Source organism: Paraburkholderia kirstenboschensis, from assembly GCF_032806925.1.
GTDB classification, from domain to species: domain Bacteria; phylum Pseudomonadota; class Gammaproteobacteria; order Burkholderiales; family Burkholderiaceae; genus Paraburkholderia; species Paraburkholderia kirstenboschensis.
In genome coordinates this window covers 1,024,483-1,051,378 of the sequence record NZ_CP136511.1, presented here as the reverse complement: position 1 = coordinate 1,051,378, position 26,896 = coordinate 1,024,483, and the positions used below count along the sequence as shown (strand labels likewise).

General features: G+C 59.7%; 24 protein-coding genes and 3 pseudogenes. 14 read left to right on the top strand and 13 right to left on the bottom strand.

Annotated features, from left to right (window positions below):
• Window positions 1-195 precede the first annotated feature (195 nt).
• The 6 genes and pseudogenes from RW095_RS05240 to RW095_RS05215 all read left to right on the top strand — a co-directional run.
• Window positions 196-1,074: pseudogene (locus RW095_RS05240) on the top strand (IS3 family transposase); the annotation flags it as partial.
• A 248-nt stretch (window positions 1,075-1,322) separates the two neighbouring features.
• Window positions 1,323-2,483 (top strand): IS30 family transposase, encoded by a 1,161-nt coding sequence (locus RW095_RS05235; protein WP_317014946.1) that lies wholly within the window; start codon window positions 1,323-1,325, stop codon window positions 2,481-2,483.
• A 310-nt stretch (window positions 2,484-2,793) separates the two neighbouring features.
• Window positions 2,794-3,351, top strand: a complete 558-nt coding sequence (locus RW095_RS05230; protein WP_317014944.1) for a hypothetical protein — start codon at window positions 2,794-2,796, stop codon at window positions 3,349-3,351.
• Window positions 3,352-3,382: 31 nt separating this feature from the next.
• Window positions 3,383-3,976 (top strand): energy transducer TonB, encoded by a 594-nt coding sequence (locus RW095_RS05225; RefSeq protein WP_317014943.1) that lies wholly within the window; start codon window positions 3,383-3,385, stop codon window positions 3,974-3,976.
• A 258-nt stretch (window positions 3,977-4,234) separates the two neighbouring features.
• Window positions 4,235-5,224, top strand: a complete 990-nt coding sequence (locus tag RW095_RS05220; RefSeq protein ID WP_317014941.1) for an AraC family transcriptional regulator — start codon at window positions 4,235-4,237, stop codon at window positions 5,222-5,224.
• A 252-nt stretch (window positions 5,225-5,476) separates the two neighbouring features.
• The gene (locus RW095_RS05215; protein WP_317014940.1) at window positions 5,477-6,700 is read left to right on the top strand and encodes a low temperature requirement protein A; all 1,224 of its coding nucleotides are present in this window, start codon (window positions 5,477-5,479) and stop codon (window positions 6,698-6,700) included.
• Between the two features lie 96 nt (window positions 6,701-6,796).
• Here the strand turns inward: RW095_RS05215 and RW095_RS05210 are convergent, their stop codons facing one another.
• The 5 genes from RW095_RS05210 to RW095_RS05195 all read right to left on the bottom strand — a co-directional run bounded on the left by RW095_RS05210 (window position 6,797) and on the right by RW095_RS05195 (window position 11,184).
• Window positions 6,797-6,937: a hypothetical protein gene (locus RW095_RS05210; RefSeq protein WP_317016753.1), complete on the bottom strand. Its 141-nt coding sequence runs from the start codon at window positions 6,935-6,937 to the stop codon at window positions 6,797-6,799.
• Between the two features lie 526 nt (window positions 6,938-7,463).
• Window positions 7,464-8,507: an SDR family oxidoreductase gene (locus RW095_RS05205; RefSeq protein ID WP_317014939.1), complete on the bottom strand. Its 1,044-nt coding sequence runs from the start codon at window positions 8,505-8,507 to the stop codon at window positions 7,464-7,466.
• 569 nt (window positions 8,508-9,076) lie between these two features.
• Entirely contained in the window at window positions 9,077-10,048 is a 972-nt protein-coding gene (locus tag RW095_RS05200; protein WP_317014938.1) for an LLM class oxidoreductase, read from the bottom strand.
• A gap of 568 nt (window positions 10,049-10,616) precedes the next feature.
• Window positions 10,617-10,904 (bottom strand): DUF3331 domain-containing protein, encoded by a 288-nt coding sequence (locus RW095_RS41275; protein WP_394365075.1) that lies wholly within the window; start codon window positions 10,902-10,904, stop codon window positions 10,617-10,619.
• A gap of 145 nt (window positions 10,905-11,049) precedes the next feature.
• Window positions 11,050-11,184, bottom strand: coding sequence for a hypothetical protein (locus tag RW095_RS05195; RefSeq protein ID WP_317014936.1), 135 nt, complete (start codon window positions 11,182-11,184; stop codon window positions 11,050-11,052).
• Between the two features lie 359 nt (window positions 11,185-11,543).
• Between RW095_RS05195 and RW095_RS41690 the strand changes: the two are divergent.
• The 3 genes and pseudogenes from RW095_RS41690 to RW095_RS05180 form a co-directional block, all read left to right on the top strand.
• Window positions 11,544-11,726: pseudogene (locus RW095_RS41690) on the top strand (IS6 family transposase); the annotation flags it as partial.
• Window positions 11,727-12,089: 363 nt separating this feature from the next.
• Window positions 12,090-12,290 (top strand): annotated as a pseudogene (locus RW095_RS05185) (zinc-binding dehydrogenase); the annotation flags it as partial.
• A 49-nt stretch (window positions 12,291-12,339) separates the two neighbouring features.
• Window positions 12,340-12,774 carry a divalent metal cation transporter gene (locus RW095_RS05180; protein ID WP_317014935.1) on the top strand — a complete coding sequence of 145 codons (435 nt, stop codon included), beginning with the start codon at window positions 12,340-12,342 and terminating at the stop codon, window positions 12,772-12,774.
• 14 nt (window positions 12,775-12,788) lie between these two features.
• Here RW095_RS05180 and RW095_RS05175 read toward each other — a convergent pair whose 3' ends face one another.
• The 8 genes from RW095_RS05175 to RW095_RS05140 form a co-directional block, all read right to left on the bottom strand.
• Window positions 12,789-13,409, bottom strand: coding sequence for a ParB-like protein (locus RW095_RS05175; RefSeq protein ID WP_317014933.1), 621 nt, complete (start codon window positions 13,407-13,409; stop codon window positions 12,789-12,791).
• Between the two features lie 817 nt (window positions 13,410-14,226).
• The gene (locus tag RW095_RS05170; RefSeq protein WP_317014932.1) at window positions 14,227-15,399 is read right to left on the bottom strand and encodes a fumarylacetoacetate hydrolase family protein; all 1,173 of its coding nucleotides are present in this window, start codon (window positions 15,397-15,399) and stop codon (window positions 14,227-14,229) included.
• Between the two features lie 46 nt (window positions 15,400-15,445).
• Window positions 15,446-16,666, bottom strand: a complete 1,221-nt coding sequence (locus RW095_RS05165) for a glycoside hydrolase family protein (protein ID WP_317014930.1) — start codon at window positions 16,664-16,666, stop codon at window positions 15,446-15,448.
• A gap of 143 nt (window positions 16,667-16,809) precedes the next feature.
• Window positions 16,810-17,703, bottom strand: coding sequence for a helix-turn-helix domain-containing protein (locus tag RW095_RS05160; protein ID WP_317014929.1), 894 nt, complete (start codon window positions 17,701-17,703; stop codon window positions 16,810-16,812).
• Between the two features lie 211 nt (window positions 17,704-17,914).
• Window positions 17,915-18,358, bottom strand: coding sequence for a MaoC family dehydratase (locus RW095_RS05155; RefSeq protein ID WP_317014928.1), 444 nt, complete (start codon window positions 18,356-18,358; stop codon window positions 17,915-17,917).
• Window positions 18,355-19,548, bottom strand: a complete 1,194-nt coding sequence (locus RW095_RS05150; RefSeq protein WP_317014926.1) for a CaiB/BaiF CoA transferase family protein — start codon at window positions 19,546-19,548, stop codon at window positions 18,355-18,357. The genes RW095_RS05155 and RW095_RS05150 overlap by 4 nt, the downstream gene beginning before the upstream one ends.
• Window positions 19,549-19,592: 44 nt before the next feature.
• Window positions 19,593-20,738, bottom strand: a complete 1,146-nt coding sequence (locus RW095_RS05145; protein WP_317014925.1) for an acyl-CoA dehydrogenase family protein — start codon at window positions 20,736-20,738, stop codon at window positions 19,593-19,595.
• Between the two features lie 46 nt (window positions 20,739-20,784).
• Window positions 20,785-21,192: a MaoC family dehydratase gene (locus RW095_RS05140; RefSeq protein ID WP_317014923.1), complete on the bottom strand. Its 408-nt coding sequence runs from the start codon at window positions 21,190-21,192 to the stop codon at window positions 20,785-20,787.
• A gap of 167 nt (window positions 21,193-21,359) precedes the next feature.
• Between RW095_RS05140 and RW095_RS05135 the strand changes: the two genes are divergently transcribed.
• The 5 genes from RW095_RS05135 (at window position 21,360) to RW095_RS05115 (ending at window position 26,858) form a co-directional block, all read left to right on the top strand.
• A complete protein-coding gene (locus tag RW095_RS05135; protein ID WP_317014922.1) occupies window positions 21,360-22,664 on the top strand; it encodes a TRAP transporter substrate-binding protein in 1,305 nt (434 codons plus the stop codon).
• Between the two features lie 12 nt (window positions 22,665-22,676).
• On the top strand, window positions 22,677-23,210 hold the full coding sequence (locus RW095_RS05130) for a TRAP transporter small permease (protein ID WP_317014921.1): 534 nt from the start codon (window positions 22,677-22,679) through the stop codon (window positions 23,208-23,210).
• 11 nt (window positions 23,211-23,221) lie between these two features.
• Window positions 23,222-24,493: a TRAP transporter large permease gene (locus tag RW095_RS05125; RefSeq protein ID WP_317014919.1), complete on the top strand. Its 1,272-nt coding sequence runs from the start codon at window positions 23,222-23,224 to the stop codon at window positions 24,491-24,493.
• 106 nt (window positions 24,494-24,599) lie between these two features.
• Window positions 24,600-25,433, top strand: coding sequence for an enoyl-CoA hydratase-related protein (locus RW095_RS05120; protein WP_317014918.1), 834 nt, complete (start codon window positions 24,600-24,602; stop codon window positions 25,431-25,433).
• 180 nt (window positions 25,434-25,613) lie between these two features.
• Entirely contained in the window at window positions 25,614-26,858 is a 1,245-nt protein-coding gene (locus RW095_RS05115) for a CaiB/BaiF CoA transferase family protein (protein ID WP_317014917.1), read from the top strand.
• Window positions 26,859-26,896 lie beyond the last annotated feature (38 nt).

Genomic DNA, 26,896 nt, shown 5'->3' with positions numbered 1-26,896 from the left:
GGGGACTCGGATGAGGTCACATTCCTAAACGGGGTCGCACTGGGCGCCACCACAAGCGGGTCCGCAGCTTCCCCTGGGCCAGGTTTTTTGACGGGGTCATCGCCTCCAAAATCGTAGCGGCCACTGTCCATGCGCATCTCAGTATATGCATCGGTGCGTTTCTATCCATGGGGCCGTGGAATGCCGCGATCGCTGTTTTTTAGAAAGCGCGCTCAGCAAGGCGGGACTGCTGGGCGTAAAGCGATGATCGATCGCGATCACGCCCTGCCGGTGACACAGCAGGCACGGCTGGTAGGCATCAGCCGGTCCAGTGTCTATTACCAATCGCGCAGGGTCAGCGAAGCGGATCTGAAGTTGATGCGCCGGATTGACGAGCTTCACCTCGAGCATCCATTTGCGGGGGCGCGAATGCTGGCACGGCTGCTGCGTCGCGAAGGCATCAAGGTCGGGCGCAGACACGTCAGCACCTTGATGAAGCGCATGGGCGTCGAAGCGTTGTATCGGAAGCCAAACACGAGCCGCAAGCATCCAGCCCACAGGATCTGGCCGTACCTGCTTCGCAACCGGAAAATCGATCGGGCCAATCAGGTCTGGGCGCTCGATACGAGCTATATCCCGATGGCGCGGGGCTTCGTCTATCTGACGGCCGTCGTGGACTGGGCGAGCCGCCGGGTGTTGGCGCACCGGGTGGCGATCACGCTGGAGAGCTGCCATGCTGTCGAGGCGCTGGAGGAAGCATTTGCGAAATACGGGCTGCCTGAGATCGTCAACACGGATCAAGGAAGCCAGTTCACCGCAGCCGAATTCACCGACGCGGTTCTCGGCCGGAAGGTTCTCCTGTCGATGGACGGAAAAGGTGCCTGGCGTGACAACGTGTTCGTCGAACGGGTGTGGCGCAGCGTCAAACATGAAGAGGTTTATTTGAAAGCGTACGACTCGGTAGGCCACGCGCGTCGCTCAATCGGCAATCACCTGAACTGGTATAACCAGAATCGGCCTCATTCGAGGCTGGCCGATCAGACGCCAGATGAAGCGTACTTCGCCACGCTGCCAGCGATAAAATCGGCAGCTTGATTCCCCAACAATTCCACTTAAAAATCTCGGGACCCTGTCCGAACAAGCGGCGCCACCTCTGACGAACGGCCGCTTTCGGGAAGCGAAATGCTAACGACCACTTTGAGGCGATGAGTTTGAAGAGCGGACGGACTCAGTCCGACCCACAAGCGTCGCTCGACCCAGCGACGCTTCCATGGCAGTTACCTGGGGCGGATTCAACCGGTCGGTGCAACACCTAGAATCTGAGAGCAGCGGAGGTGTTGCAAATGAAGCAGCGACCGAGAATTTACTACTCCGAGACCCAGAAGGCGCTGATGTGGGACCGATGGCGCAAGGGCGATACGATTCATCAGATTGCCAAACTGTTCGATCGAGGCCATTCTTCGATTCAGCGGATACTATCGGAGACCGGCGGCATCCAGCCGCTGCAAAGGCACCGCGCGCCACGGGCATTGACGCTCGCGGAGCGCGAGGAGATATCCCGCTCCCTGGTGTCCGGATTATCGATTCGGGCGATAGCAGCCAGGCTGGGACGGGCTGCGTCCACTATAAGTCGCGAGTTGCAGCGCAACGGGGGCAGCCAGGGCTATCGAGCAAGCCAGGCGGATGTGATCGCCTGGGAGAGGGCACGTCGGCCGAAGGTTTGCAAATTGGTGCAAAACCAGACGCTGGCGCGAGTTGTCGCTGCAAAGCTGAAGCTGCAGTGGTCCCCTGAGCAGATTGCAGGTTGGCTCAGACATGCTTATGCGGTCAACAAGGACTACCTGGTGTCGCACGAGACAATCTATCGGAGCCTCTATATTCAAGCTCGTGGTGCCCTGAAAAAGGAATTGCTTGAGCACTTGCGACGCTCTCGAACCATGCGCCGGTCCCGTCATCCCACACTGAAAACTGAGGGACGCACGAACATTCGCGACGCCGTATCGATCAGTGAACGCCCCGCTACGGCGGAGGATCGCGCAATACCCGGGCACTGGGAAGGTGACTTGCTGTATGGCAACGCTACGAGCCAGATTGCAACTCTCGTCGAACGTCAAAGTCGATTCGTGATGCTGGTAAAAGTCGCCAGCAAGGATTCTGAGGCTGTGGTTGACGCGCTGATACGACACGCCAGCAAGTTACCTCGGGAACTATATAAATCGCTGACGTGGGACAGGGGTTCGGAAATGGCCGACCACAACCGCTTTACTGTCGCTACCGACATTGAGGTCTATTTCTGCGACCCACAGCATCCCTGGCAACGCGGTTCGAACGAAAACACGAATGGGCTTCTGAGGCAATACTTCCCTAAGGGTACTGATCTATCTGCCTACTCACAGACCAGGCTGGATGCCGTAGCCAGGCGGCTCAACGAACGTCCCCGAAAAACACTCAACTTCGATACGCCAGCTGAGCGATTTAACCAAATCGTTGCATCGACCGGTTGAATCCCCCGGCTACAACGGCCATTCGGTTGCACGCGTCGGCCGACGGGTGGTCAGCCAAAAACCAACGGTCAGCTGTCTCCATTAGTGAGGCAGCTTCAGCTGGCTTTGCTGGCATTCGGACATCCGCAATCGTGATGTAAGGGTTCAGCGTGCGCAAGTATTCGCGCACTGACATACGCGACGGAATGCGAGATCGCAATGATCTCTCCGTCCGACGCTTAAATTCTCCAACTTGCTGCCGATATAACGAGAGGGTCCGCAAACCGATTCGTGGCCTCCGTACGTTCACTAGCACAATGACCAGAACAATATGACCAACCCGAGAATACTTGCCTTACTCGCGCCATTGACCATGCTTGCTGCATGTTCGGTCGTCGCGACGCCTTATTCGCCTTCCGTCGAAAATATCCAGACGCTCAAGAGCGCAGCGCCCGTGCACGCGAGCATCGGCGACTTCAGCAGTCTGGATGGCGGCAACAATCGCTATCCGTTAGCCGTGCGCGCAAACGTGATGCGCTCGCCCGTCGGGAATTCGTTCGCGGAGTACCTTTCGAATGCAGTTAAGCAGGAGTTGACGCTCTCCGGCACGCTTTCACCGTCGGCATCGGTCGAGCTCGATGGAGTACTCCTCGAAAACAATGTGGATGTTGGCATCGGCACGGCTACTGGGACGATCGCCGCCCGTTTCGTCGTCAAGCGCGACGATGCCGTGCGCTACGACCAAGTGAAAACCGTGCGCAGCGAATGGGATTCCTCGTTCGCGGCGGCAATCGCCGTGCCGAGAGCTACTCAGCAATATCCGCTGATCGTGCAGAAGCTTCTCGGCGAACTCTATTCCGATCCGGCGTTCATCAGCGCCATCCGCTAATCCGTCCATTACTTCAATCAGGATTTTTTTCATGGCATTCAGCAACGTATTTCGCGCGGCATGCGCGGCCGGCGTGATCGCGCTTCTGTCGGGTTGCGCGCACGACATCACGATCTCGGGCGACAACGCCGCGCTCGTTTCGAAGACAGTTACGCCGATCGACAAGACGGTCGGTCTCGTCATCACCGACGAAGAGCGCAACAAGGAAGTCGTCACGCCGGGCGGTGGCGGCGACAAGGTCGCCTACAAGCCCTATCACGATCTTGAACTGCCGATCTATCTCGAACTGAGCAACATCTTCAAAGACGTCGTCAAGCTGAACACCGTACCCGACGCGGCGACCTTGCGGTCGAAAAACCTGAGCTACATTGTGATCCCGACGATTACGACTACCTCGTCTTCGCCTAGCCTGCTCACTTGGCCGCCGACCGACTTCACGGTGACGCTCGAATGCACCGTGAGCGACCCGAGCGGCAAGATCGTGGCGAAGAAGGCAGTTACGGGCTCGGGCCATGCCGAGTTCAGCGAATTCAAGCGCAACTTTGGACTGGCCGCTCAACGAGCCACGCTCGACGCCGTTCAGAAGATGCAGTCGGCGATGCAGGAAACCGCTGAGCTTCGGTAGTAAGCGGGCGCGTTCGCGAATGTGTGTATGCCCGGTAATCGGGCATGCACGTTGGCACTGCCGTTGTTCGTGGCGCTGTGGGACCGCTGGAGTTGGCGGGGGCGGCGAGTGGCTGGGCTCGGAGGTTTACTGCAGCCGCACGGAGGCTGAACGGTGAACGTCCGCAACGGCCGACGACGAGTCAATAGATGACGGCTCGGCATGGCCGTTCCACACATGCAATCAGCCACTACAACGCCTACCGGACACTGACCCGCGATGGTTGAGGGGCTACCGGTGCTCATCGGGCATTGGGCTTGCTGTTATGTCCTATTGATCAGGGAGCAAGCTCTGGCAGAGCAGCACAAGCCCGGCGAGATAGTGAAAACATCCGCGTTTTACAAGGTCGTGCACGAAAGCGACAGCAAGGCAGCGCGAATCATGAAACAAACGAGTGGATTGACCCCAGTTCAAGGGTTACGCTGCCAAACGATGAACGGCGCTTTCGCCAATGGCGGCCTGAATACAGTGCAGGGACTTCGGCTCGTTATGCCGACCGGTACCACTGATGTGCAGGCTGCGGGCTGTGACGACCTCGGAGTGAATCACTCCATGCTTATAAGCGCTCCATGTGTCGCAGTCATTCCGGCGTGCGCGCAGTTGATCATGACCCCTGACAACGATTCCAAGGGATGGGTCATCGCACTCAAAAGGGGCGTCCTTGGACAAGCCTCGCAAGAAGCGTTCGTAGCGGTCCCGAAATGGTCCAGGTTTTCGGATCCGTTCCTGCGTGAGGTCGCGGACACATTGAGTGCTTTGCATCGTGCGGAGCTCATCGACGCTGCCTGCGCCGACGCTTTCGCCGATGTCATCTCAGTACACATCGCTGTTCACTATGGGCACTGTGCTGAGGCGGCCGCGCCAGATACGCCTTTTACGCGTCAAATGCTGATTCGCCTTGAAGCCTTCGTTCATGAGCACATAGCCGAAACCATTTTGGTCCAACAACTCGCAGTGCTGGCGCACATGGCTCCATCAAGCTTTGCACACGCTTTCAAAAAGGTGACAGGCAACACGCCGCATCTGTACGTGACACTCGAACGGGTGAGATTTGCCAGGACGATGTTGTGCCAGCAAACCCCTGCTCTGGTTGACGTTGGCGCGTGCGCGGGGTTTCAGACTCAGCAGCATTTCACCGCGGTGTTTCATCGATACACCGGTATGACGCCGCGTGCATACCGACTGACCCACCTGAAAGTCGGCACCTGATTCATTTGGCGAAATGACCGTTGAACAATCGAAATCGACCCTTGGGACTTTGACAGTTCGGCCGGCATCAAACAGGTCGATCACGAACGGCTGCATGGAACGGTAGTCGGCCACTATCTGCCGCTGGCCCGACAAAGTCAGCGGCCGCTTCAACGGCTGGTTCGCTCCTAAACCCGCCTGATTCTGCACGCATTCATCGAATTGTCTCAGCCTGCCGCGCGGTCCCTGGCGCAAGCACGACAAAGAGGCGGTATGCATAACATAAAGTATTTCGAGTCCAATCGCCATACCACCTGGCTCGAGGCGTTCTTCGACCTGATTTTTGCGGTGACGATCGGTGACGTAACGCATATCTTGAGCCACACGCGCGAGGGTCATCTTGACCCTCTCCAGTTCTGGAAATTCGCCCTGATTTTCATACCTTTGTGGTGGATTTGGGCGAGCCACACGATGTATGCCAACCGCTTCGACGCCGATGACCGGAAGCATAGGCTGGCAACCCTGTTCATCATGTTCCTGCTGATCATCATCTCGGGCCTGATCGACCGACGATTCCTGACTAGCTTCGAGGCCATCGTCGTCTGCTATGCCGGTTCAAAGTACATCGTCGCCATAATGTATTTCATGTCCAAATACCGGCATAAGGGAAGCGAGGCACTCACAACGGCAGTTGGCTGGGTAATCGTCGCTGGCACCACCATCAGCCTCGCTTCGATCCTGTTCCCGGCGCCACAGCGATATGTCGTGTTTTACCTTGGATTACTGTTTGATCTGGTTGTGTTCATCTTTTTCTTGCCGCGTCGTCTCCAGGTCATCCCAGTGCATACCGAGCACCTGATCGAGCGTGTTGGCCTGCTCACGATCATCATGCTGGGAGAGTCCGTTAGCAGCCTGTCCACCGGACTGGCCAACATCAACTGGACTGTGGAAAGGCTGCTGACGGCCGCCACCGGCTTCGTGATGATATCGGGCATCTGGTGGGTTTACTTTGACAGTTTTCACCTGCTGACCAAACAGAAGCTCACGACCGGCCATTCGGTCCTGTACTCGCACTTTTTCGTCTTCATCGGCCTGTCGATTTTAGCGAGCCTGATCCGGCACGCGACCCTGGACGACATGGTGGTATCTGAATTCCGGGTACTGTCGGTCATCGGTGCGGTCTGCTTTTTCATTGGGAAGCAGTACGGCTACTTCTTGGAGCGGCCCGAGTTGCGGCGCCAACTGGTCGTCAACACCCTGGTCGTCTTCGTGTTGACCGGGTTTGCCCTGCTATTGTCCAGAACCGGTTACATCTTGCTCGGTCTTACCGCTGCGGTGATTTGTTATGCTTTCCTCAGCCTCAGATACCTGAACGTCCCGCCCCAGTGTCACGACCGTCCGCGCGACAGCGCTGCGACGGGAGATCGAAACCGCGAGCCAAAGTCACGCAAACAGATGGCGCGCGCTCCGAAACGACCTTTTAGAGATTCGGACTGAACCCACCTTTTTGCAATCCGCCCGCGGATAGGAGGGTGCTGCTTGAGTGGTACCCCGGGAAAACGTGCGATGTTCCCGGCGCACAACGAACAACGGTTACGGATCGCTCGCGTAATCACGCGTTTCGCGTGCCACCGCCACAAGGCGTTTGAATTCCTCGGTGGCTTGCGCGGTCGCTTCTTCTCCGAGGTTGGTGGAGTATGTCCGGTACAAGGCTCGAAGCTTTCTCAAGGCCACGCGGGGTTGATGAAAACCCTTGTTCAGCGAGACGCTCCAGTTGACGATGCGCAAACTGATGTGCCCGCTCTTGAACGCCGTGCGCGGGCGCGGCTTCCGCCCGCGCGTGCTCTCACGACGCTCTGCAACGAAGGGCGCGGTCTCGGCATTGTGATGGCCGAAGCGATGTTCACGCCCTCCATGCGAATGCGTTCCACTGGGCTTGCAGAAGCCGCTGCACGATATCGCGACGCGGGGGCGGAAGCTTTGCCGATGTTCAGACGCGTCCCAGTCATCTTGACGTCCGGCGCGGAATTGTCCACCACAAGCCAGGCAAACGCAGTAGTCCGAAAGCCGGTGACCGCCGAGCAGCTTCTCTCGAGCTTATCCAAGGCGTGACCTGGCCGACTGCATCGCCAGGAGCGCCATCCCGAAGCCTGCCGATGCGCGCCACCGCTCGGGAGGAAGGGTGGGATCGGGCGCTTGCGCTTGCCTCACTCGGTCTGCGCAGCAATAGAGAGTGCGGGCCTTAGCGCGACAGAACCTTTCAGGGGATGTAACGTTGCTCCCTGAGCTGGGTCAGCATCTCAACATACATTTCCTCTGAATCGATGCAATCATTGAAGCCATGTTTTCGCGCCTTTATCGTGCTAGTGATGTTGTCAAAGGTCGTCTTGAAAATCATGTCGCCAAACTTCCACGACACGATTTGGTCGTACGGGTAGTCTCGAAGATTGTGCTTCTCGACCAGGCTGTTCCACAATTCTGTCTTGTCGGCCATCATCTGCTGCAACGACATGGGGAACGGCTCACCGGCCGGCACATCGAAAAACTCCGCCAGACGCGGCCAGACGCGAGACCACCTGAAGTAGTCGCCATTCGTGATGTTGTAGACCTCGCCTCGGCATGCGTCGGCCTCGCCAGCCCAATCGACAGCGCTCGCGAGAATTCGAGTATCGGTCACCTGGTAGAGCGCGTCGTAAGCGGCGCGCGGGCCGGGAAATGACATTGGAACGCCCAAGGCCTTCGCCAACGTTCCATAGACAGCAATCACCATCAGCAGATTCATTGGATTGCCCACGGCAACCCCAGCCACGCCCTCGGGACGAAGTGCAGTCCACGACCATGATTTGCCGACTGAACGTTCCCGAAGAAAATCCTCCTGGTCGTAATAGAAGTTTGGCGGCATATGGCGGGGGTCGCTCTCCTTCGCGGGCGACGGAATCGGCCCAATATGCACGCCGTATGCCTTGCCTCCCTGCATCAGCGTGACGTGCTGCAGGTTCGGCGCGTGCTTCTCCATGAGCTCAACCATGTTCTTCAACATCCGCAGATTCACCTCGACCAGTTCCGCAGGCGTCGGCCTCTCCTGGTAGGCTGCGAACACGAGATGCGTCGCTTCCGGTACCTGGGCAAGCAGCGCCTCGCAGGACTCTCTGTCCAGCAAGTCGACCGCCAAATGCCTGGCGCGCGTCGGGAAATCAGGTGCGCGTCGGGAAACGGCGACCAGATCGACGCCCTTGGTTTGATAGTGTGCGAGTACTCCGCGTCCGATAACTCCGACCGCGCCTGCTACGACTACTGTTTTCATGTTCGTCTGCTCTCCAGACATTCATAACGAGAACGTTCAGCCAATCGCGACTTCAGGTCTGCTACTTCCCAGCTCCGCGAAGCAACATCGCTTTTAATCTGTAATTCGCTCTATGCGATCGAAGCTCGCTGCGGAAGTTCGGTGCCGTGGACACCGACCAGGTCTACCCGGATCGTAGCGGTGAGATCTAACGGCTGGCTGACAATTCGCACCAGCGCTCGTACTATTCTCCCGACATGCGGCGTGACGAAGCCTTGCTGTTCAAGGGGTATGACTTGCGTTACGACGGCGGTGCCCGTTTCATCCTCCATACCACCCCTTCCAGGACCCGTGCGCCGCCGGGAGCCAGGCCGCGCGAGAGTATCGAGGTTCGCACTCCGGCCTTCTCCGGTTAGGTTTTTGGCCACCTGAGCGCGGGCTTCCCCTGTGCGGTGCTTGACGCCCCCGCGCGTTATCAGGCAATCATTCGCCCGTCGGTGCCGACGACGGCTGTCGGCAGTGCTGATGCGCCGGGCATGGCGGTGACCGGAAAGAAAGCGCCGGTGGTCGCTTTCCAGCACTATGCCGGCTCATGTTGACATGACGAAGTCTGGTAGAACGAACTCACCGAGCTCCTCAATGACCTCACCTGCGGGGCGTTGGCCGTATTTCAAATTGATGATCACATGGTTAACGCCGACCTCCTCCTGCAAGCTGTGCAGCAGCGCGACCAGGTGATATCGCCCCAGTTGATAGCCCAAGTGGATCGGCCGTGGTGGTGTCTGCGGGTTATCTGTCAGGTCGATGTATAGCGACTGGGTGAAGGGTTTGAACAGTTCACCACATTCGGCACGGACCGCCGTGCGCCAGCGCTCGACAATCAGCTGCTGAGCCTTCGGTGCACGCGGATAAGTGATCCAGCCATGACTGCAGCGGGCGATCCACTCAAGCGTCTGGCGGCTATGGCCGGTGACGAAGAAAGGAATTTCCGCCGTGGTCGGCTTGGGAATCAGATCTGCCCCCTCAAGCCTGCCGCCGGGCCAGGTCAAAGGCACGAAACTGGTGAGTTGAACCTCGCGAAACACCTTGAGGTATTCGCGGAACAGGCTGCCACGTTGCTCCGGGTCGACACCGAATGCTGGAAACTCTACTGGACGGTCACCGGAAGCCACGCCGAGTAGCAGGCGGCCACCACTGATCTGATCGACACTGGTTGCGGCCTTGGCTGTGTGCAGGGGATTGCGGATTGGCAGGATGACCGACGCGGTACCCAGCGCAATTGAGCGGGTGTGCGCCGCCATGAAACCCAGGTAGACCCAAGGATCGAAGACCTGGCCCGAATCACCGAAGCTGGGGTCGCGTAACGGCACGTCGCGAAACCAGAGGGTAGAGAAACCCAGCTTTTCGGCACGTTGGGCCAGGCTCACCTGGTCGAACATCCTCGGCGTATCGCCGGTGAAGGCTTCGAGGGGAAAGAAAAGACCTAGGCTCAGGCGGCCTTGGCGGTAGGTCCGCTGAAAGCCAGGTTGCTGCTGATAGGGAATGTGATTCGGAGTAAACATGCTCTGGCCCACATATCAAAATATGGATTTCCGAGGGGCTGAAAAAGCGCCTGCGAGCAGGTATCTAATCAGCGCTTTCAAGGCTATCTGGAACGCCTCGATTTTCTGCCCATGGCTTATGTAGACGTCCATGAATTCAACTCAGGTAGAGAATTTCTCGACACAAAAATCAGGCATGATGTGCGAGACCGGCATAAGGATGCTTGCAACGAATCCTGCACTGAAGAGAGCGTAGAGTCGAAGCAGAGCGCTGCTGATGAAAACCTCTGCGCCGCAGGCGACTGTGGTCCGCACTGCGGTCGCCGCGAGGAGGACCACCATTTGGTTCAGGGCTCTCAATGCGAAGCAGTTCGACCGCGAGTTCGAATAGCGAAAGGACGATGGTGAGGACGAGTGTCATATCGAACAGGGTCGCATAATCGGGCACAGTGTTCCTGGCAGGCAGACGACGTAGTACAGGGTTATCGTCGACCGAAGACTGAAGCGATATGCTCTGCCATTTGTGGAGAAGATTCCTGCCCATCAAAACCTCCTGGTGCTTGACCCGTGACCGACCGGAGCAGAACTGTCAGATGCCTTCTTCCACAGAGACAGTTTCCAGCACTGCGGCCAGAATCATTGCTTCGATGTTTCGCGGTATGGGTCGGACATGTCTGGGTCGATATATGGCGTTGCCCTTTGCAATGGTCCGGCCACTCAGGGAGCAGACCCCGGCTTTCTTCGCGATGCAGCGCCGCCATAGCTGTGCGCCGTAGCAGCAGGACGTCGAGTCGCTCCACGCAACAGTTGCCGAGGACGGACTAGTACGCTCCAGCAGCCGGATAGCACATTTCCCAAAGTAGCCATCACCGGGCATCGGGCGAACGCGACTGGACACAATGGACAGATGCATTTCGCCTTCGCCCGAGAGGAGGGCCATCGTTGATTGCCACGTTATGTATGCTTCAAGGGGAGCTTGCATGATGCTGTTTCTCGATTCTCATTAGACAAACACAGGGAGATCAGCCGGCTGACACGGATAGCAACAGAAAACCTCGTGACGTGATCAAACGATCGTCGTGCGTGATCCCCATCGGGCAGCGACGTTGGTTTTCTGAAAGGATGCCCTGCGCGATCAAATTGAAGTGCTGTGCCATGACTCACTCCTTACTCAAGCGCCGTATCAGGCCATGGTCAGCCTCGAGAGCAGCGTTTTTGCCGCCGCTACCGACGACGCGGGATTAGGGCCGGTAATCAGGCTTGCCTCGCCGACCAAGGATAACGGTAGGGCGCGCGGGACAGATTTTCTTCCCTTCGCCTGCGCAATTTTTGCGGAATGCTGCCGTACATTCACATCTGAAAGCCGCGCAGCAGGAGAGCAGAGATTCGACACGTCTTTGCAGGAGTCAGGAAGAAGTGCGACCGGCAAGAGCCTAGTCTTGAAATCAACGCCATCGGGTCAATGGCCACGTCGACGAGATCGGCGTCATCTCTAGCCTGCACTTGACAACTTCCTGCTCATAGAAGTTATAAGCCGACTCACACGCGCGAACGACACATGTGCGGCTTTCGCGATGCACGTCGCACGCAGCCGTTTCTCTCATGCTTTGGCCCGATCAGGCAGCACTTCGCCGTGCCCAGACATCAGATGAACGCGGCATGTCATCGCGCCATACTCGAGAAACGGATGGCCGCCTAGCATGGTTGCACCTTCGACGCTGGATTCAAGAATACTATTTGATCAGGATACCGATGTTTAACCAGAAACATAGCCTGTGCAGCGCCTGATCCGGTCCACTACGCATTCAAGACACTCGCCTATACGATGATCAACCTGCGCCATTGCTACCGAGCGTCGGTGCAGAGCATGCGGTTCATTCCTGGCGCGAGGTGCCACAAACGGGCACTTCATTGCTATGCGCGTTCCTGACGATATCAGTATGTTCAACACCTTCGCCCGCTGTAACTGAAACTTCCATTTCGTGGAGTACCTATGAAAGCTGTTGTCTATAGCGAGTCGGTTCCGCTCGATTCGCCGGATGCCCTGACCGACACCACGTTGACCCGCTCGATGTACCAGACCCCGGACATGATTAAGCAGCACCATATTTTGGTCCGGGTTGCCGAGCTGGTCGACGCCGGCGTGCTGCGCACGACGCTGGCGGACCATTTCGGCACCATCAACGCGGCCAATCTGCGCCGCGCCCATGCCTTGCTCGAGAGCGGCAAGGCGCGCGGCAAGATCGTGCTGTCCGGCTTTTGAGATTTTGAGGTTCTTTTGAGAATGGAGTAGGTAACGGCCTTCAGCGGGTGTGCGCGTTGAAGGCCGAGAAGTCGGGTTTGCCAGCGACCAGAAACGGCACGGTGCTCTTGGCGCGTCGTTAGTGGCAGCGATTGTCTGTTCACTCTCTCTCGCGTGGGGGATGGGCGAAGTGACAGGATACAGGCGGTCCCTTCATGGCCGGCTCACCACAGCGCCGTGGTTCTACGCGGTTTATGTAATGTCGGTGACCGTCAGCGCTCATCTCGTCTGGCTGGCCCCGAGTCTGGTCTCGCTGAACGTTGCTGCGCAGGTGGTCAACGCGTTGATGCTGCCACTTGTATCTGGATTGCTCCTGGCGCTCACTGTGACAGCGCTTCCGCGCCAGCATCGGCCCAAGGCAGCTTATCTATTACTCGTCGTCGGCGTTGCGACGGTCGTATGCGCGGCCGGCCTTTTGGGCGCAGTGCCCGGCGCTTTCTCGTAGCCAGCGCCCGCCGCTCATGTCCCGCGGCCGGCTTTGAGTCGCTGCGGTTTGAAGCCGGGAAGCGTTCGCGCATCCGGGCTCCAGGCGAGGTGCACCGCCTGCTCGACAGCAGCCTTGAACTGATATGGATTTGTCCACATCGGAATACGCGTTCGATAGAAATCCGCCCACTGGAATTCCGCGAACGGCTCGGGTGTTTTGACGTAGCCGCCGGCGTCCCGCACAAATGCGGACAGGCTGCGGTATGGGTCGTCGGTGAGTCCGGAGACCTCGTCGGGAATCGCCGAGAGCGCGCGAAGTATGCCGCGTTCGTCGTAGGGGTGAACCCACCTTCGCTCAATGACCGCGTCCCAGAATTTCGCGTCGGGTAGTGCGGAAAAGTCCTCGACGACTTCCGCGAAGGCCTCCCTGATACCCCCATCCCACAGGGCGCGCGCCAGATGGTGACGGTCGATGACATAGTGCCGGTCCTGTTTGCCGAGCACCGTCGGAATTGGAGCGGTTCTCAGAAACTGCTTCTGCGCTTTTGCACCCAGAGATTCAATGTGCTTGCGTTTTGCCTCCACTTCGAGCATTCCGACGGTTGCCTGAAGCGGCCGCAGTCGGTCGACGTTTATCTTGATGGTCTTTGTCATCGGTGGACCTCCCCGGATTTGGTACTTTGGTGACTTCGTCACTGCCTCGCCGCAGCACACGCGTCAATTCAGGCTAACGGTCGCCGACTAACACGCTAGCAACGCCAGGGAAACCAACCGGCACGCAGAGCCGAGTTGGAGCAGCGGACGCGAATTGTTTAATTTTGCCCGACCAGCTGGAACTTACCGGCATCAGATATGGCGTCCTCTGGCGAGGAATATTGCCTGACATCTAAGTAGGTGGCGCCCCCAAGGACTGCCGCACTCAGTGTCTTGTCGACGCGCAACCCTAAAAGAGCATACAGGCGGCATGCCGCCGTTGGTACACCGCTACTCATTCCCGCACGGGGCATTGTACTTCGCAACACTCCGTGCCCCGCCACTCATCACCGAGCGGCCGGCTGGCTGCCGCCCTTAGCTTTGGCTGCCGTCTTTTCGTTCCTTGCCGCTTCATGGTGTCCAATCGCGCAATCGACGACGATTGGCGGTATCTGGAAATCACACGGGGTTTGCTGTTGAAACCGCACTGTGTCACCCGATGCTAAAAGCAACGGTTCTGTCGCGATAAGAACTGGGCGGAGAGGGCGCGATGGCCAGACATCAAAGTGTAACGACATCGACGTGCGGGGCCACGGCTAAGCCGATTTCATCTCGATGGAAGCACGTCAGGTCCGCGCGTTGCCTGAGTGTTTTCGACAGTCAGTCGGCTGGCGGGTAGCGCAGATAGATTCGGCGCGTCGGCACAACGCGACAGACTGTCTTCGACGGCCGTCACCCACGCTCTCGCGAAAACTTTCTTCTCGCGGCCGGCGCTCTTTTACGCATCGTTTGCCTGCCCAACTGCGGGGGCAAGCGCCCGCCGTTTTGCAAGGGCCTCATATAGAGCGCGCACGCCGAATTGCCACGGCGCGATCCCGGTTGACGACTGCACGGTGTTGACAAGTGCGCCGAGTTCCAGCGTTGCAATGGTGACCTTGTCCCCGAGGTGATGCGTGAAGCCGCTGCCCGGTGCATGCCGGTCTTTAATCGGAGAGAACATCGTGCCGAGGAACAGCATGAAGCCGTCAGGATACTGGTGATGCGGCCCCGCAGTCTGGGCCACGAGTTCCTCTGGGTCACGGCTGATCTCGCGCATGTGGCTCACGCCTTCGAGAATGAACCCGTCGTCCGCGCCTTCTATCCTGAGCGACACGCTGGCCGCCCGCACCGAGTCCATCGTGAAGCGATCATCGAACAACCGGACAAAAGGACCGATCGCGCATGAGCCGTTGTTGTCTTTCGCTTTGCCGAGCAGCAACGCACTGCGGCCCTCGATGTCGCGCAGATTGACGTCGTTGCCGAGGGTTGCACCTACGACCGTTCCGCGGCTGTTTACCGCCAGAACGATTTCCGGCTCGGGATTGTTCCAGTGAGAGGCGGGGTGAAGCCCGACGTCCGCGCCGTAGCCGACCGCCGACATGGGTTGGGACTTGGTGAACACCTCTGCGTCAGGCCCAATCCCGACCTCCATGTATTGCGACCACGCGCCGCGCCGTTCCAGTTCCCGCTTCAGACTGTCGGCAGCTGGCGTGCCGGGGCGAATCCTGGAGAGATCCGTGCCGATCAGTTGCGCGAGCGTCGCGCGCACCGTGTCGGCTTGCGTCGCGTCGCCCGCAGCCTGTTCTTCAATAACCCGTTCGAGCAGGCTCACGGCAAAAGTCACGCCGCATGCCTTGATCGCCTGAAGATCGCATGGCGCGAGCAATGCCTGGCCGATGTTCTCGACGGGGCCGAGCGCCTCGCCGTCGACGTGACGCGCAAACTCCAATAGGTCCTCGCGCTCGAACAGATCGGAGGTCGTCGGCGCCGACGCCGTGATATCGAAGACCTGACCGGCGCGAACAACGACGACCGACGGTCCGTCGATCGGCGCGTTTCGCCAGATGCGTCCGACCAGCAGGGCATCGGGTAGGTCAGCAGGTACGAAATGCGGAAGATTGTTCGATATCATGGACGGACTGGCTAGCGAGGGTTGGGAACCGCGAGGGAAGGGTGCTTCAGGCGAGCGATATGGGTTGCGTGCCGGGCCGAAGCTTGCCTGGCAACATCACGCGACTCAGCGCTTCGGCGAAGAAGAAATCGCCGAACATCGTCGCGCCGTCGACGCCTTCATTGTGCGGCTTCGAATAGCATGAATTCCTTAGGAGTCCGCGCTGCGCGGGTTCGGACGCAAACTCGTCACGACACAGAGCTTCGAGCATCGCAAGTCCATGTTCGCGCCAGTGAACCGCACCGGCAGGATCGGGATGCAGACGGCCCATCTCGATCAGCGCTGACGCCATCACCGCTGCTGCGGCCGTGTCCTTGATTTCCGCGTCCGCGCCAGTGGCGTCGAAATCCCACGGTGGCACCAGACGTCCATCGAGTCGGCGCAGATAGTAAGCCGCTAAGCGCCCTGCAAGGTCCAGCCAGACGCGCTTGCCGGTTTCACGCGCCGTGTTCACGTAGCCATAGACGGCCCACGCCTGGCCTCGGCTCCACGCCGATTCGTCGAATGCGCCCTGAAACGTGTAGCCGCGCCGGCGCACACCGGTTGTCACGTCGTACTCGACCGCGTGGTAAGTCGAATCGTCGGGGCGGATAAACGCCTTCGCGGTCATGACGGAGTGCGCTTCGGCGGCGAGGCGATAACTGCCGTCGCCGGAATGGTTCGCGGCCCAGTAAAGCAACGATAGATTTGCCATCGTGTCGATAGCTGAGGCGCTGCGTCCGCGCGGATCGCCGAGCGGGCCCCAGGAAGCGAGATAGGCGCCACTGTGCGTGGTGACAAGACGGGCGCGCAATTTGTCTGCGGCTTCCATTGCGATTCGCGCGTACCACGGGTCGTGGGTGATTTCATAACCGGGCACGGCGCTGCTGTCGAAGATGAAGCCAATGTCGTGCGTGTTGGGGTCCTGCGCTCGCTGCGCGACGAGGCGCATGCGCTCTCGGGCCCACGAGAGGTATTTGTCCTGGCCGGTGTGCAAATACGACGTCAGCAGAAGTCCGACCCAGAACCCGCAAAACCAGTTGCCGTGGCTCCAGGCTGAACCGCTGTAGCCTGCGGACAGCGACGCCGGAAGCAGTACCCACTTTCCATCGGGCGCCGTGATCTGAGGGAATTCGACGCCGAGCGTCGGCTCGTCCTCTGCAACTTTGGCCGCCATGCGGTCGAGGATACCGGTGAAGAGGGCGGACCGTTCAGAGGACAACCCTTGATCTTGGTAGGAAGCATTCACGCCTTTTCTCTCCTGATTTCTTTCACGTTTCCCGAGTGACGGGGACACGTAAATTCTAGGAGTGCGGCGGTTCCGGCAGTTAGGACGAAGTGCGGCTTATGTTGGACTTTTCTACGCGCACCTGGTGTGTGTCCGCCACTGCTTCAGATGCTCAGTTTTTCCAGGCTGCGGCGAAAGTCGATGGGCGAGCGGCCCGTGTGCTTGCGAAAACATCGGCTGAAGTAGGCCGGGTCGTCGAAGGCAAGCTGTGTTGCGATCTCCGCCACATTGACCTCGGAATGCAGCAGCAGACGCTTCGCTTCCAGCATCACGCGTTCACGAATCAGCTTGGCCGCCGTGCTGCCGAGCGCCTGGCGCGTTGCATCGTTCAATGCGCGTTCCGTGACGTTCAGCAGGCATGCGTAGCGGGCGACGTCGTGGATCGTGGTGAAATGTTTTTCCAGCAGGCTCTTGAAGCGTCGCGACAACAGCACGCTACGCGACGAATTGACCTCGGTGACGGCGTCGCCGCCCAGCCGCGCCGACTTGATTAGCAGAACCCGCAGATATGACCAGATCACGTCCTCGTAGCCTGCCTCTTCGCCGTGATATTCCGCATTGATTCCATCCAGCACACGGCGAAGATCCTGAGCCTGTGCGTCGCTCATATAAACCGTGTTCGGAATTCGCTCGAAATCGTAGACGGGAATCTCGGTCTGCGAATGGCGGTTCTGCACCTTGAACGCGAAAAATTCGGACGAGAAACTGATCGCGTGCCCGATGGCGTCTTCGGACAACGCAAAATCGTGGATCTGGCCGGGGGCCATGAAAAACAGCGTATTGGGCCGCACTTCGTAGCGAATCGAGTCGATGATGTGGTGACCGCTGCCCGACTCGACCCAGACGATGTGATAGAACTCGTGCCGATGAGGATACGGCAACGTCGATTTCATATCTTCGAGAGGCGCGAGATGAAAATCGATCGATTTGATTCGCGACCCATACTCGTAGTGGGCGATCTTGAAGACCGGCAACTCACAACTACAACAGCTAGGCATCTGATTTGTCTCCTGCATCCAGCGCACTTATCAGGCTCGCTTGGCCAGTTGCCCCCCAGCTAAGTCGAGCGTGCTGTTTCTCCTTCGCCGGTTCGGCATCGAAAGTAGTGTAATTGTAGTTAGTAAAGCGGCGTGACGACTGTTGTCGAAAACCCGCACACGTTCGGTCTCGCGCGGATTGTCAGCAGATGTGTCAGCTCATTTTGGCAGCTCATTGGAAACGCAATTCCTTCAGCGCCGACAGTCCGGTCAGCACTGGCTTGCCGTCCTGATTGCGAACCATCGTGTCCATCACGAGAATGCGCTTGGCGGGTTTCTTCTCGACTACGGTCACATGGATTTTGATCGTATCGTCGATGAAGACGGGTCCGAGAAAGCGCAACTCCTGCCCGACGTAGACGAAGCCGGGACCGGTCAACCCGGTATGCGTCGTCGACACCAACGCAGCGGTCAGCAGACCGTGCGCCACGCGCTGGCCGAACGGAGTGTGGGCCGCGAAGTGCTGATCCATGTGCAGCGGATTCAGGTCTCCCGACAGATGGCCGAAAGCGTTCACGTCACTTTCCGCAATGGTACGCACGAGGATGTGGCAGCGGCCAATCGCGATATCGTCAAAGCGCAGCATCTCCTGGCTCTGATTCAGATGAGTGTTCATGCGGTTCTCCGCTCGGTCAGCGCTGTGCCGGCTTCGACCAGCATATTAATTTCGTGCGGCTCGTAGCCCAGTTCGGCGAGCACCTCGCGGGTGTGCTCGCCTTGGCGCGGCGGCTGACGGGTGAGCGGTGGTGCTGCGCCGTCGTATCGAACCGGATGCGCGAGTAAGCGAACCGGCCCGGCCTGCGGATGGTCGACCTCCATGATGATGCGGTTGTGTGCCACCTGAGGGTCGGCCTCAACCTGATCGTAGTCGTTCACGGGCGCATACCAGATGTCGTGCTCGTCGAAGGTCATCATCCACTCGGCCGTCGTGCGCGTGGTCAGCGCGTCGTACACGATGCGGTTCAATTCGTCGCGGCGGCGCACATTGTCCTTTGGGTGCGAAAACCCGGCGAGCGTGGGCTGAGACAAGGCCGCCGCCAGCTTCTCAGTGGGCGTCAGCGAAACGGCGATCCAGCCGTCGAGAGTCCGGTAGATCCCGTAGGGTGCCGGATGGAACCGGCTGCCGGTCGGCGGGTTTGTACGCGGCCAGAGCGGCCCCTTGTTCAGGTAGTAGGTGAACGGCTCGATCTGAAGATCGAGCGCCGCGTTGAGCAGATTGCTTTCGACCAGCGTGCCTTTGCCGGTCCGTTCACGCGCCTTCAAGGCCGCGACGACACCGAAGGCTGCCAACGCCGCCGCGTGCTGGTCGACGATCGCGGATCCGACTGGCGTGGGCGGGGAATCGGCGTCGCCGGAGAGCATCGTCATGCCGCTGATGGCCTGCAGCAGCAGGTCCTGCCCTGGCCGCTTGAGATATGGCCCCGATGACCCGTAGCCGGTGCACGAACAATACACGAGCCTCGGATTGATCTCGCGGACATCGTCGTAACCGAAGCCCATGCGCTGCAGGACGCCCGGGCGGTAGTTTTCGATCAGGACATCGGCTTCCTTGATCAGCCGCAAGACGACCTCTCTCGCGCGCTCGTCGCGCAGATCCAGCGAGATGCTGCGCTGATTGCGATTGCCGAGCAAGAAGAACATGCTCACCCCTTCGACATACGCATCGAAGCCGGTCCAACTGCGTTCGAACGCGCCGCCCGGCGGTTCGATCTTGATCACGTCCGCGCCGACATCGGCCAACATCTGCACGGCGGCGGGGCCCTGCAAGAAGTGAGTAAAACTTAATACCTTGATGCCTTCCAGCATGACTTGTCTCCTGAGCGCGTGTTCGTATCTGTTTGACTGATGGCTCAGGCAAGCAGGTTTCGCGAAATGATCATTCTTTGAATCTCCGAGGTCCCCTCGACGATCTCCAGCACCTTGGCGTCGCCGAATGCGCGCGACACCGGGTACTCGCTCATCACGCCGTACCCGCCATGTATCTGCAACGCCTGATGAGCCGCCTCCATCGCGCGCTCGGTGGCGAAAAGCTTGGCCATCGACGCCTGCTGATCGAAGCGAACGCCCGCATCTTTCTGCGCGGCGGCATCGTAGAGCATCAGCCGCGCGGCGTGCGCGTGGGTCGCCATGTCGGCGATCTTGAACTGCAGCGCCTGGAACTCGGCGATCGGCTTGCCGAATGCGCGCCGCTCCTTCATGTACGCGATCGACCGATCCAGTGAACCCTGAAGGATGCCTAGCGCGAGCGCGCCGATCAGGATTCGGCCCGTGTTGATCTGGGCGAGCGTTTGTCGCAATCCCGCGCCGCGTTCGCCGAGCAGGTTGGCGGCCGGGATCGCGCAGCGCTCGAAGTACAACTCGTAGGTGCTCGATGCGCGCCAGCCGATCTTGCGCAGCTTGCGCCCGTAGCTGAAACCGGGGGTGCCGTTGGGCACGATGAAGTTGGAAATTTCCTTGCGGCCGTCAGGGCGCGTCCCCGTTACAGCGGCAATGACGACCGGTCCGGTCACTTTCGTGCCGGAGTTGCTAATGAAGGTCTTTGATCCGTCGATGATCCATCGATCGCCTTCCAGAGTTGCACGCGTCGCGATGTTGGCCGCGTCGGAGCCCGCGTTGGGCTCCGATAGTCCGATGGCGCCGACCTTGCGGCCGTCGAGGATTGGGCGCAAATAGCGGTCCTTCTGCTCATCGGTGCCATAGTTGGAGAGCAGGCTTGCGACCGTCGAATTGGCCATGAGCGAGTTGGCGATCGCGCAATCCACCCGTGCCAGTTCTTCCAGCACGATCACATAGGAAAGCCATTCGCCGCCGCCGCCACCCCAACTCTCCGGATAGGGAAGGCCGGCGAAGCCGAGCTCGCCGGCTCGCTTCCAGATGTCGTAAGGAAAGGCTTCGGCTTCCCAAAGCTCTTCCGAGCCCGGCGCGATTTCGTTTTCCGCGAAACGGCGCACGGCGTCTCGTATCGCGGTGTGTTGTTCGTTTAACCAATGCGGCATGTTCGGCTCTGTGAAAAGCGGGAGACGTTAAAGGTAGTGCGCTGTGTTACAGCACCTTCAGGTAGGTATCGCCAGATGCGACCACGGTGCCGTCGTGGCGCGTGACATCTGCTCTGAACACGCATACGTTGCGATCGTCGTCCTTCTCGCGCAGCGTGAGCCGGGCAGTGACCGTGTCGCCGATAAATACCGGCGCGTTGAACGTGATGTCGTAGCGATAAGAAACCGCACCGGGGCTCGGCGCCTTTTGCGCCATATAGCCCATCACAGTCGATAAGAAGCCGACCGACAGACATCCTTGCGCGATGCGCTTCTCGAAGCGCGTGGTTTTGGCGAATTCCTCGTTCAAATGCACGGCATAGAAATCGCCGACGATCCCGGCGAAGCCATAGATATCGAATTCGGTTACGGTCTTGGCGAAATCGGCAGTGTCGCCGACCGCGTAACAATCCATGTGCGGGCGTTTGGCCATGGTGGTTATGACAGTGAGTGTGGGTTGAGAAGCCGGCCTGTTTCTGTTGATTGGAGCCGGCGGGCATGGCTAAAATTTAATCAGTGAGGGTTGCCGACCGTTAGGACGGTTTGCGGGAATGCTTGGACTTTTTTGACCGCACGCACGCAGTGGTTGCAGTCTTCACCCGATCCGCAAGGCGCCCGCGGATTGCTCCCGCTCAACCCTCCGTCAGTATCGCCAAGGGTCTTCCCTCGTGTGCGCCGGATAAATCGCCAGACAGTCCGGGAAACGCTTGCTATCAAAGACGCCGTAAAAAAGTGCAAGAAATCGGGCGACCGGTCCTAACGCCCGTTGCGTGCACTCGCGAATACTTGAAGCGCCTGCAGACGGATCGGCCTGATGCGGCGCGAAAATTACATTCCAGTACGGAAGGAGACGAAATGAAATCATTGTTTAGCGCGCGCCGCGCAGGACGCGCCGTGATGGTGGGTGCGCTGCTCGCAGCAGGCGTCGTCGTCGCAAGCGTTGCCCGTGCCGACGAGCCGATCGTCATGAAGCTGGGCCACACCCTCGCTCCGGACAACCACTACCAGCTGACTGCCCAGGTGTTCGCGAAGGAGGTCGCGCAGCGGACCCACGGCAAGGTCAAGATCGAGATCTTCCCGCAGTCGCAGCTCGGCGGCGAAGTGCAGATGGCGCAAGCGCTGCGCACCGGTACCCAGGAGCTCATGATTTCAGCCCAGGCGCCGATCGGCAACACGATCAAGCAGTGGCAGATCTTCGATACGCCTTATCTCTTCAGCAGCATCGACGACGCCAACCGGGTTCTGCAAGGACCGGTCGGCCGCAAGTTCCTCGACATGATGCCGGCGGTCAACATGATCGGCCTGACCTGGCTGTCGGTGGGCGAACGCAATCTGTTCACGACGAAAAAGCCGGTCGGCTTGCTCGGTGACATGAAGGATATGAAAGTGCGAGTGATGCAGAGTCGCGGCTATATCGCGGGCTATAAGGCACTGGGCGCAAACCCGACGCCGCTGCCTTATAACCAGTTATTTCTGGCGCTTTCGCAGGGTCTGGTCGACGGCGGCGATACCTCCCCGGAGCAGTTCATTCAGGATAAATTTTCCGATGTCGCCAAGCACTACTACCTGACCCACGTGAACTACTTGCCTGTCGTGCTGGCAATGAGCAAGAGCGCCTGGACGCGTCTTTCGCCTGACGAGCAGAAGGCGTTTCAGGCCGCTGCCGCCGTGGCCGCAGACTATGACGTAAAGGAATACAAGCACGAATACAACGACGCGCTCGCCACGATGAAGAAGAACGGCACCCAGGTAAGCGCGATCAACACAGCGCCGTGGGTCGCTGCGACCGAAAGGGCGCGCCAGAGCCTGCTCAGCGACATTCCCGATGGCCAGGCGCTTTATCAGGAAATCGAGGCGGCCGACAAGTCCGCTGTCGCTTCGAAATGAAGGGAGAGTGCGATGGAAAAGCTTGCCCGTAATCTGCTGCTGATCGACGACCTGGTCCTGAAGATGACGCTGTTCCTATGCGGTGGACTGCTTCTCACGATGGTGCTCGTGGCCGGCCTCGGGGTGGTCTTTCGCTTCATCCTGCACAACTCGCTGTCGTGGTCCGACGAGCTTGCGGCTTATCTGTTCGTGTGGCTCACGTGTCTCGGTGCGGCGGCAGGAGCCAAGCTGCGGGTTCATCCGGAGGTGCGGGTGCTGGCCGATCGTTGTCCGCCCGCCTTCGCGCAGACACTGGCGGACCTGACCGACTGCATCGTCCTCGGGCTCGGCGTGGTGTTCGTCATGTATGGCGGCGACATGCTGGAGATGATGGGCACCGAAACGGCGACCTCTCTGCCGATCTCGATGGTGTACCCATATCTCTCGATTCCCGTCTGCGGCGCGCTGCTCGTCTTTCATTCCGCGGTGCGAATCGCGGTTTCCCATCTCGCGCCCGGCGCGCAAACGAGGCCCTCTCTGTTGCAGGGCGTCTCCGAACATATCTGAGGTGAATCATCATGTGGGCACTCGCTCTAGGCGCCGGATTTCTCGGCTTGGGTGTACCGGTGGCCATTTGCATCGGCATTGCGGCGACGGTTGCATTGACGCTGAATGGAACCCCGCTGCTGGTGATTCCGCAGCAGCTGTTTGCGAACCTGAATAACGTCGGCCTGCTGGCCATCCCGTTCTTCATGTTGACTGGCGCCATCATGGATGCGGGCGGCGTCTCGCGTCGGATCATCGACTTTTCGCAGGCGCTTGTCGGGTTTATGCGCGGCGGCATCGGGCAGGTGACGATCGTTGCCAGCATGTTCTTCGCTGACCTCTCCGGTTCGGCGACTGCGGACACCGCAGCGATCGGCTCGGTCATGATTCCGGGGATGGTCAAGCAGGGCTATTCACGCGCGTTCGCAGTGGCGCTGCAGTCGGCAGCGGGCTCGCTCGGACTGCTGTCGCCCGTGTCGATGAGCATGCTGGTGTATGCGTATACCGCCAACGTGTCGGTCGGCACGATGTTCGTCGCGGGGATCGTGCCGATGCTGCTGGTGGTGGTTTCCTTCATGCTCGTGAACTACGTCACTGCCGTGCGCCAGAACTATACGGCGGTCGAAGCGTTTTCCGCCGCGCGGCTGTGGGCCACGTTCAGACAGGCGATCCTGGCACTGCTGACTCCTGTGATCATTCTGGGCGGCATTCTCGGCGGCGTCTTCACCCCGGTTGAGGCAGGCGTCGTCGCGGCGGTCTATGTGACGCTGGTGAGCGCCTTCGTCTTCAAGTCGCTCAAGCTGTCGCACTTCAGGGCAATACTCACGCGCACGGCTATCAATACCACGCGGGTATCGTTTCTTCTCGGGCTCGCGTTCGTGCTCGGCCGCTATCTGATCGAGGCGCAAATCCCGCTGCACGTCGCCAACAGCTTCCTCGCCGTGACGACCAGCGCGTTCGTGTTGCTGATCCTGATCAATCTCTTCCTCCTGGCAGCCCATACGGTACTGGAAACGATCTCGAGTATCGCGGTGGTAATCCCTGTGTTCCTGCCACTCGTCGTGCAGATGCATATCGACCCAGTGGTGTTCGGCGTCATTGTACTGGTCAACTCGGCTATCGGCATCAACCTGCCACCGATCGGCTTCTGCCTCTTTACGGCTGCATCGATCGGCGGCGTATCCGTCGAAAAAGCGACTCGCGCGATCCTGCCGTTCATCTTCGCGCTAGCGGTCGACCTGCTGCTGATCATTGTCTTCCCGCATATCCCGCGCTTCCTGCCGGACCTGCTGGCAGTCAAATAACACGAGGACGATGGGCCACCGGCTGCACGTGCCCGGCCCAATCTTCGAACTTCGTACGCGGCGACTGTTCGCGCGCACAAGCGATCGAATTACCGAGAGGCTCATCATGAACACGGCTCACATCGAACGAAGCGGCGCTGCGCCGGTCCCGCTGGCCGCAGGCGGGGACCTGCAGTACCTGAAGCTGGAACAACCCGTTGAGTTCGTCTGGTTGATCACGTTGAATCATCACGACAAGCGCAATGCGCTGTCTGTGCCGCTGCTGACGGAACTGGCGAGCGTGCTCGCGGCAGCCGAAGTCAGCGACGAAGTCAGGGCTGTCGTGCTCACCGGCGGCGAGCGCTTCTTCAGCGCGGGGGCGGATATTGCCGACATGGCGGCGCGTGGGGTCGCAGCGTATGCGGATCCGGTGCGCCTCACGAGCTGGAAGGCGATCGAAACGTTTCCGAAGCCGCTGATCGCGGCAGTCAACGGCTTTGCCATCGGCGGTGGCCACGAGTTGGTGATGCTGGCCGATATCGTCGTTGCGGCGGACGACGCGACCTTCTCGCAGCGAGAAATCGTGATCGGCGCGCTCCCGGGCGACGGCGCCACCCAGCGCCTGCCGCGGGTGCTCGGCAAGACGCTGGCGATGAAACTCGTGCTTACCGGCGAGCCGCTGACGGCAGCCGAGGCCGAGCGCCACGGACTGGTGACCGAGGTCGTAGTGCCGGCACGCAGCATCGCGCGCGCTATCGAGATCGCGTCGCTGATCGCCGCCCGCGCGCCGCTGGCGGTCCGACTGGCCAAGCGCGCGGTGCTCGATTCGTTCGAGACCAGCCTCCAAGGAGGCCTGGAGCGCGAGCATCAGGCCAATCTCGATGTGTTCAAGACCGAGGATCGCGCCGAAGGCCACCGCGCATTCGTCGAAAAGCGGGCGCCGCACTTCAAGGGTCGCTGATCGCTGGCGCGTCGCGCATGCGCCTTTCGACGGCAGTTGACAACGCTTGCCCCTGGTTCAGCCCGGCATCGAAGCAGGTGTCCATGCCGCGGCCTTTCGAATGTTCAGGGCGACGCCGAGTCCAGCAGGGCCTCGGTCCACCTCGCCAGATAGCCGGGCTCACGACGTAACGGAGATTGCATGAACGCGCTGAACGGTATCCGCATTCTCAGCTTCAATCATTTTCTGATGGGTCCGTTGGGCGTGCAGCATCTCGCCGATTGCGGGGCCGAAGTCATATCGATCGAACCAGTCGACGGCGCATTTCAGCGCAAGTGGGGCGGCGCGAACCGCGCCATCGACGGACAGACGATGCTGCTCCTGGTGGGTAATCGCAATAAGCGCAGTCTGGCGCTGAATCTCAAGGATCCACGAGCGATCGATATCGTCATGAACTTGCTGCCTCAAGTCGACGTTGTCGCCGAGAACTACCGTCCCGGTGTGATGGAACAGCTGGGATTGGGTTACGAGGTACTCAGGACAGTCAAGCCGGACATCATCTATGCGTCCGGCTCGGGATTCGGTCCGGACGGCCCCTATGCCGGCCGGCCGGGTCAGGACCTGATCATTCAGGCCATGTCGGGCATCGCGACAATTACCGGCACCCGGCAGGACGGTCCGCGCGCGGTGGGCGTGTCCGTCGTCGATCATCACGGCGCTGCACTGTTTGCGAACGGCATCCTGACAGCACTGCTCAACCGTGAGCGTACGGGCGAGGGCTGCCGGGTCGACGTCAGCTTGCTGGCGGCTGCGCTCGATCTGCAACAGGAGTCTCTGACGTGCTTCCTGAACGGCGACGGCCATGACGACGTGCGGCAGGCGGGGCGCATATCAGGTTGGTACTTCCCCGCGCCGTACGGCATCTACGCCACTGCGGACGGCTTCATCGCACTGTCGCTGAGTCCTCTCGACATCATCTACCAGATCCTCGAGATCGCGGAAAATGAACGGATTCCCGCGAAGCGCGCATTCGACGCGCAGCAGGAAATCTCCGACCAGCTTGCGCGCCGGCTTGCGCAGGAGACGACGGCGCACTGGTTGCCGCTCTTCGAGCGGCATCATGTCTGGCACACGCGGGTCAACGATTATGCACAGGTGGTTGCCGATCCGCAGGTGCGCCATCTGAAGAGCTTCGAGACAGTCGAAGGTGCAACCGGCAGCCCGGTGACGCTCGTCAATCACCCGGTGCGCTACGACGGCAGCGCCCCGGCTATCCGCACGCCGCCGCCGCGATTGGGCGCGCACACGATCGACATCCTGTCGGGGTTGGGAATGAACCGGTCGATGATTGATGCGTTGCTGGCGGACGGTGTAATCGGCGTTGCCGACGATGCCGGGGCCGTTGCCGCGGACGCGGCAAGGCGGCGTGGTGTGAAGCGAGGATGAAGCCGTAAATGCGGCGAGCGGGCCGCGCGTGTCGATCA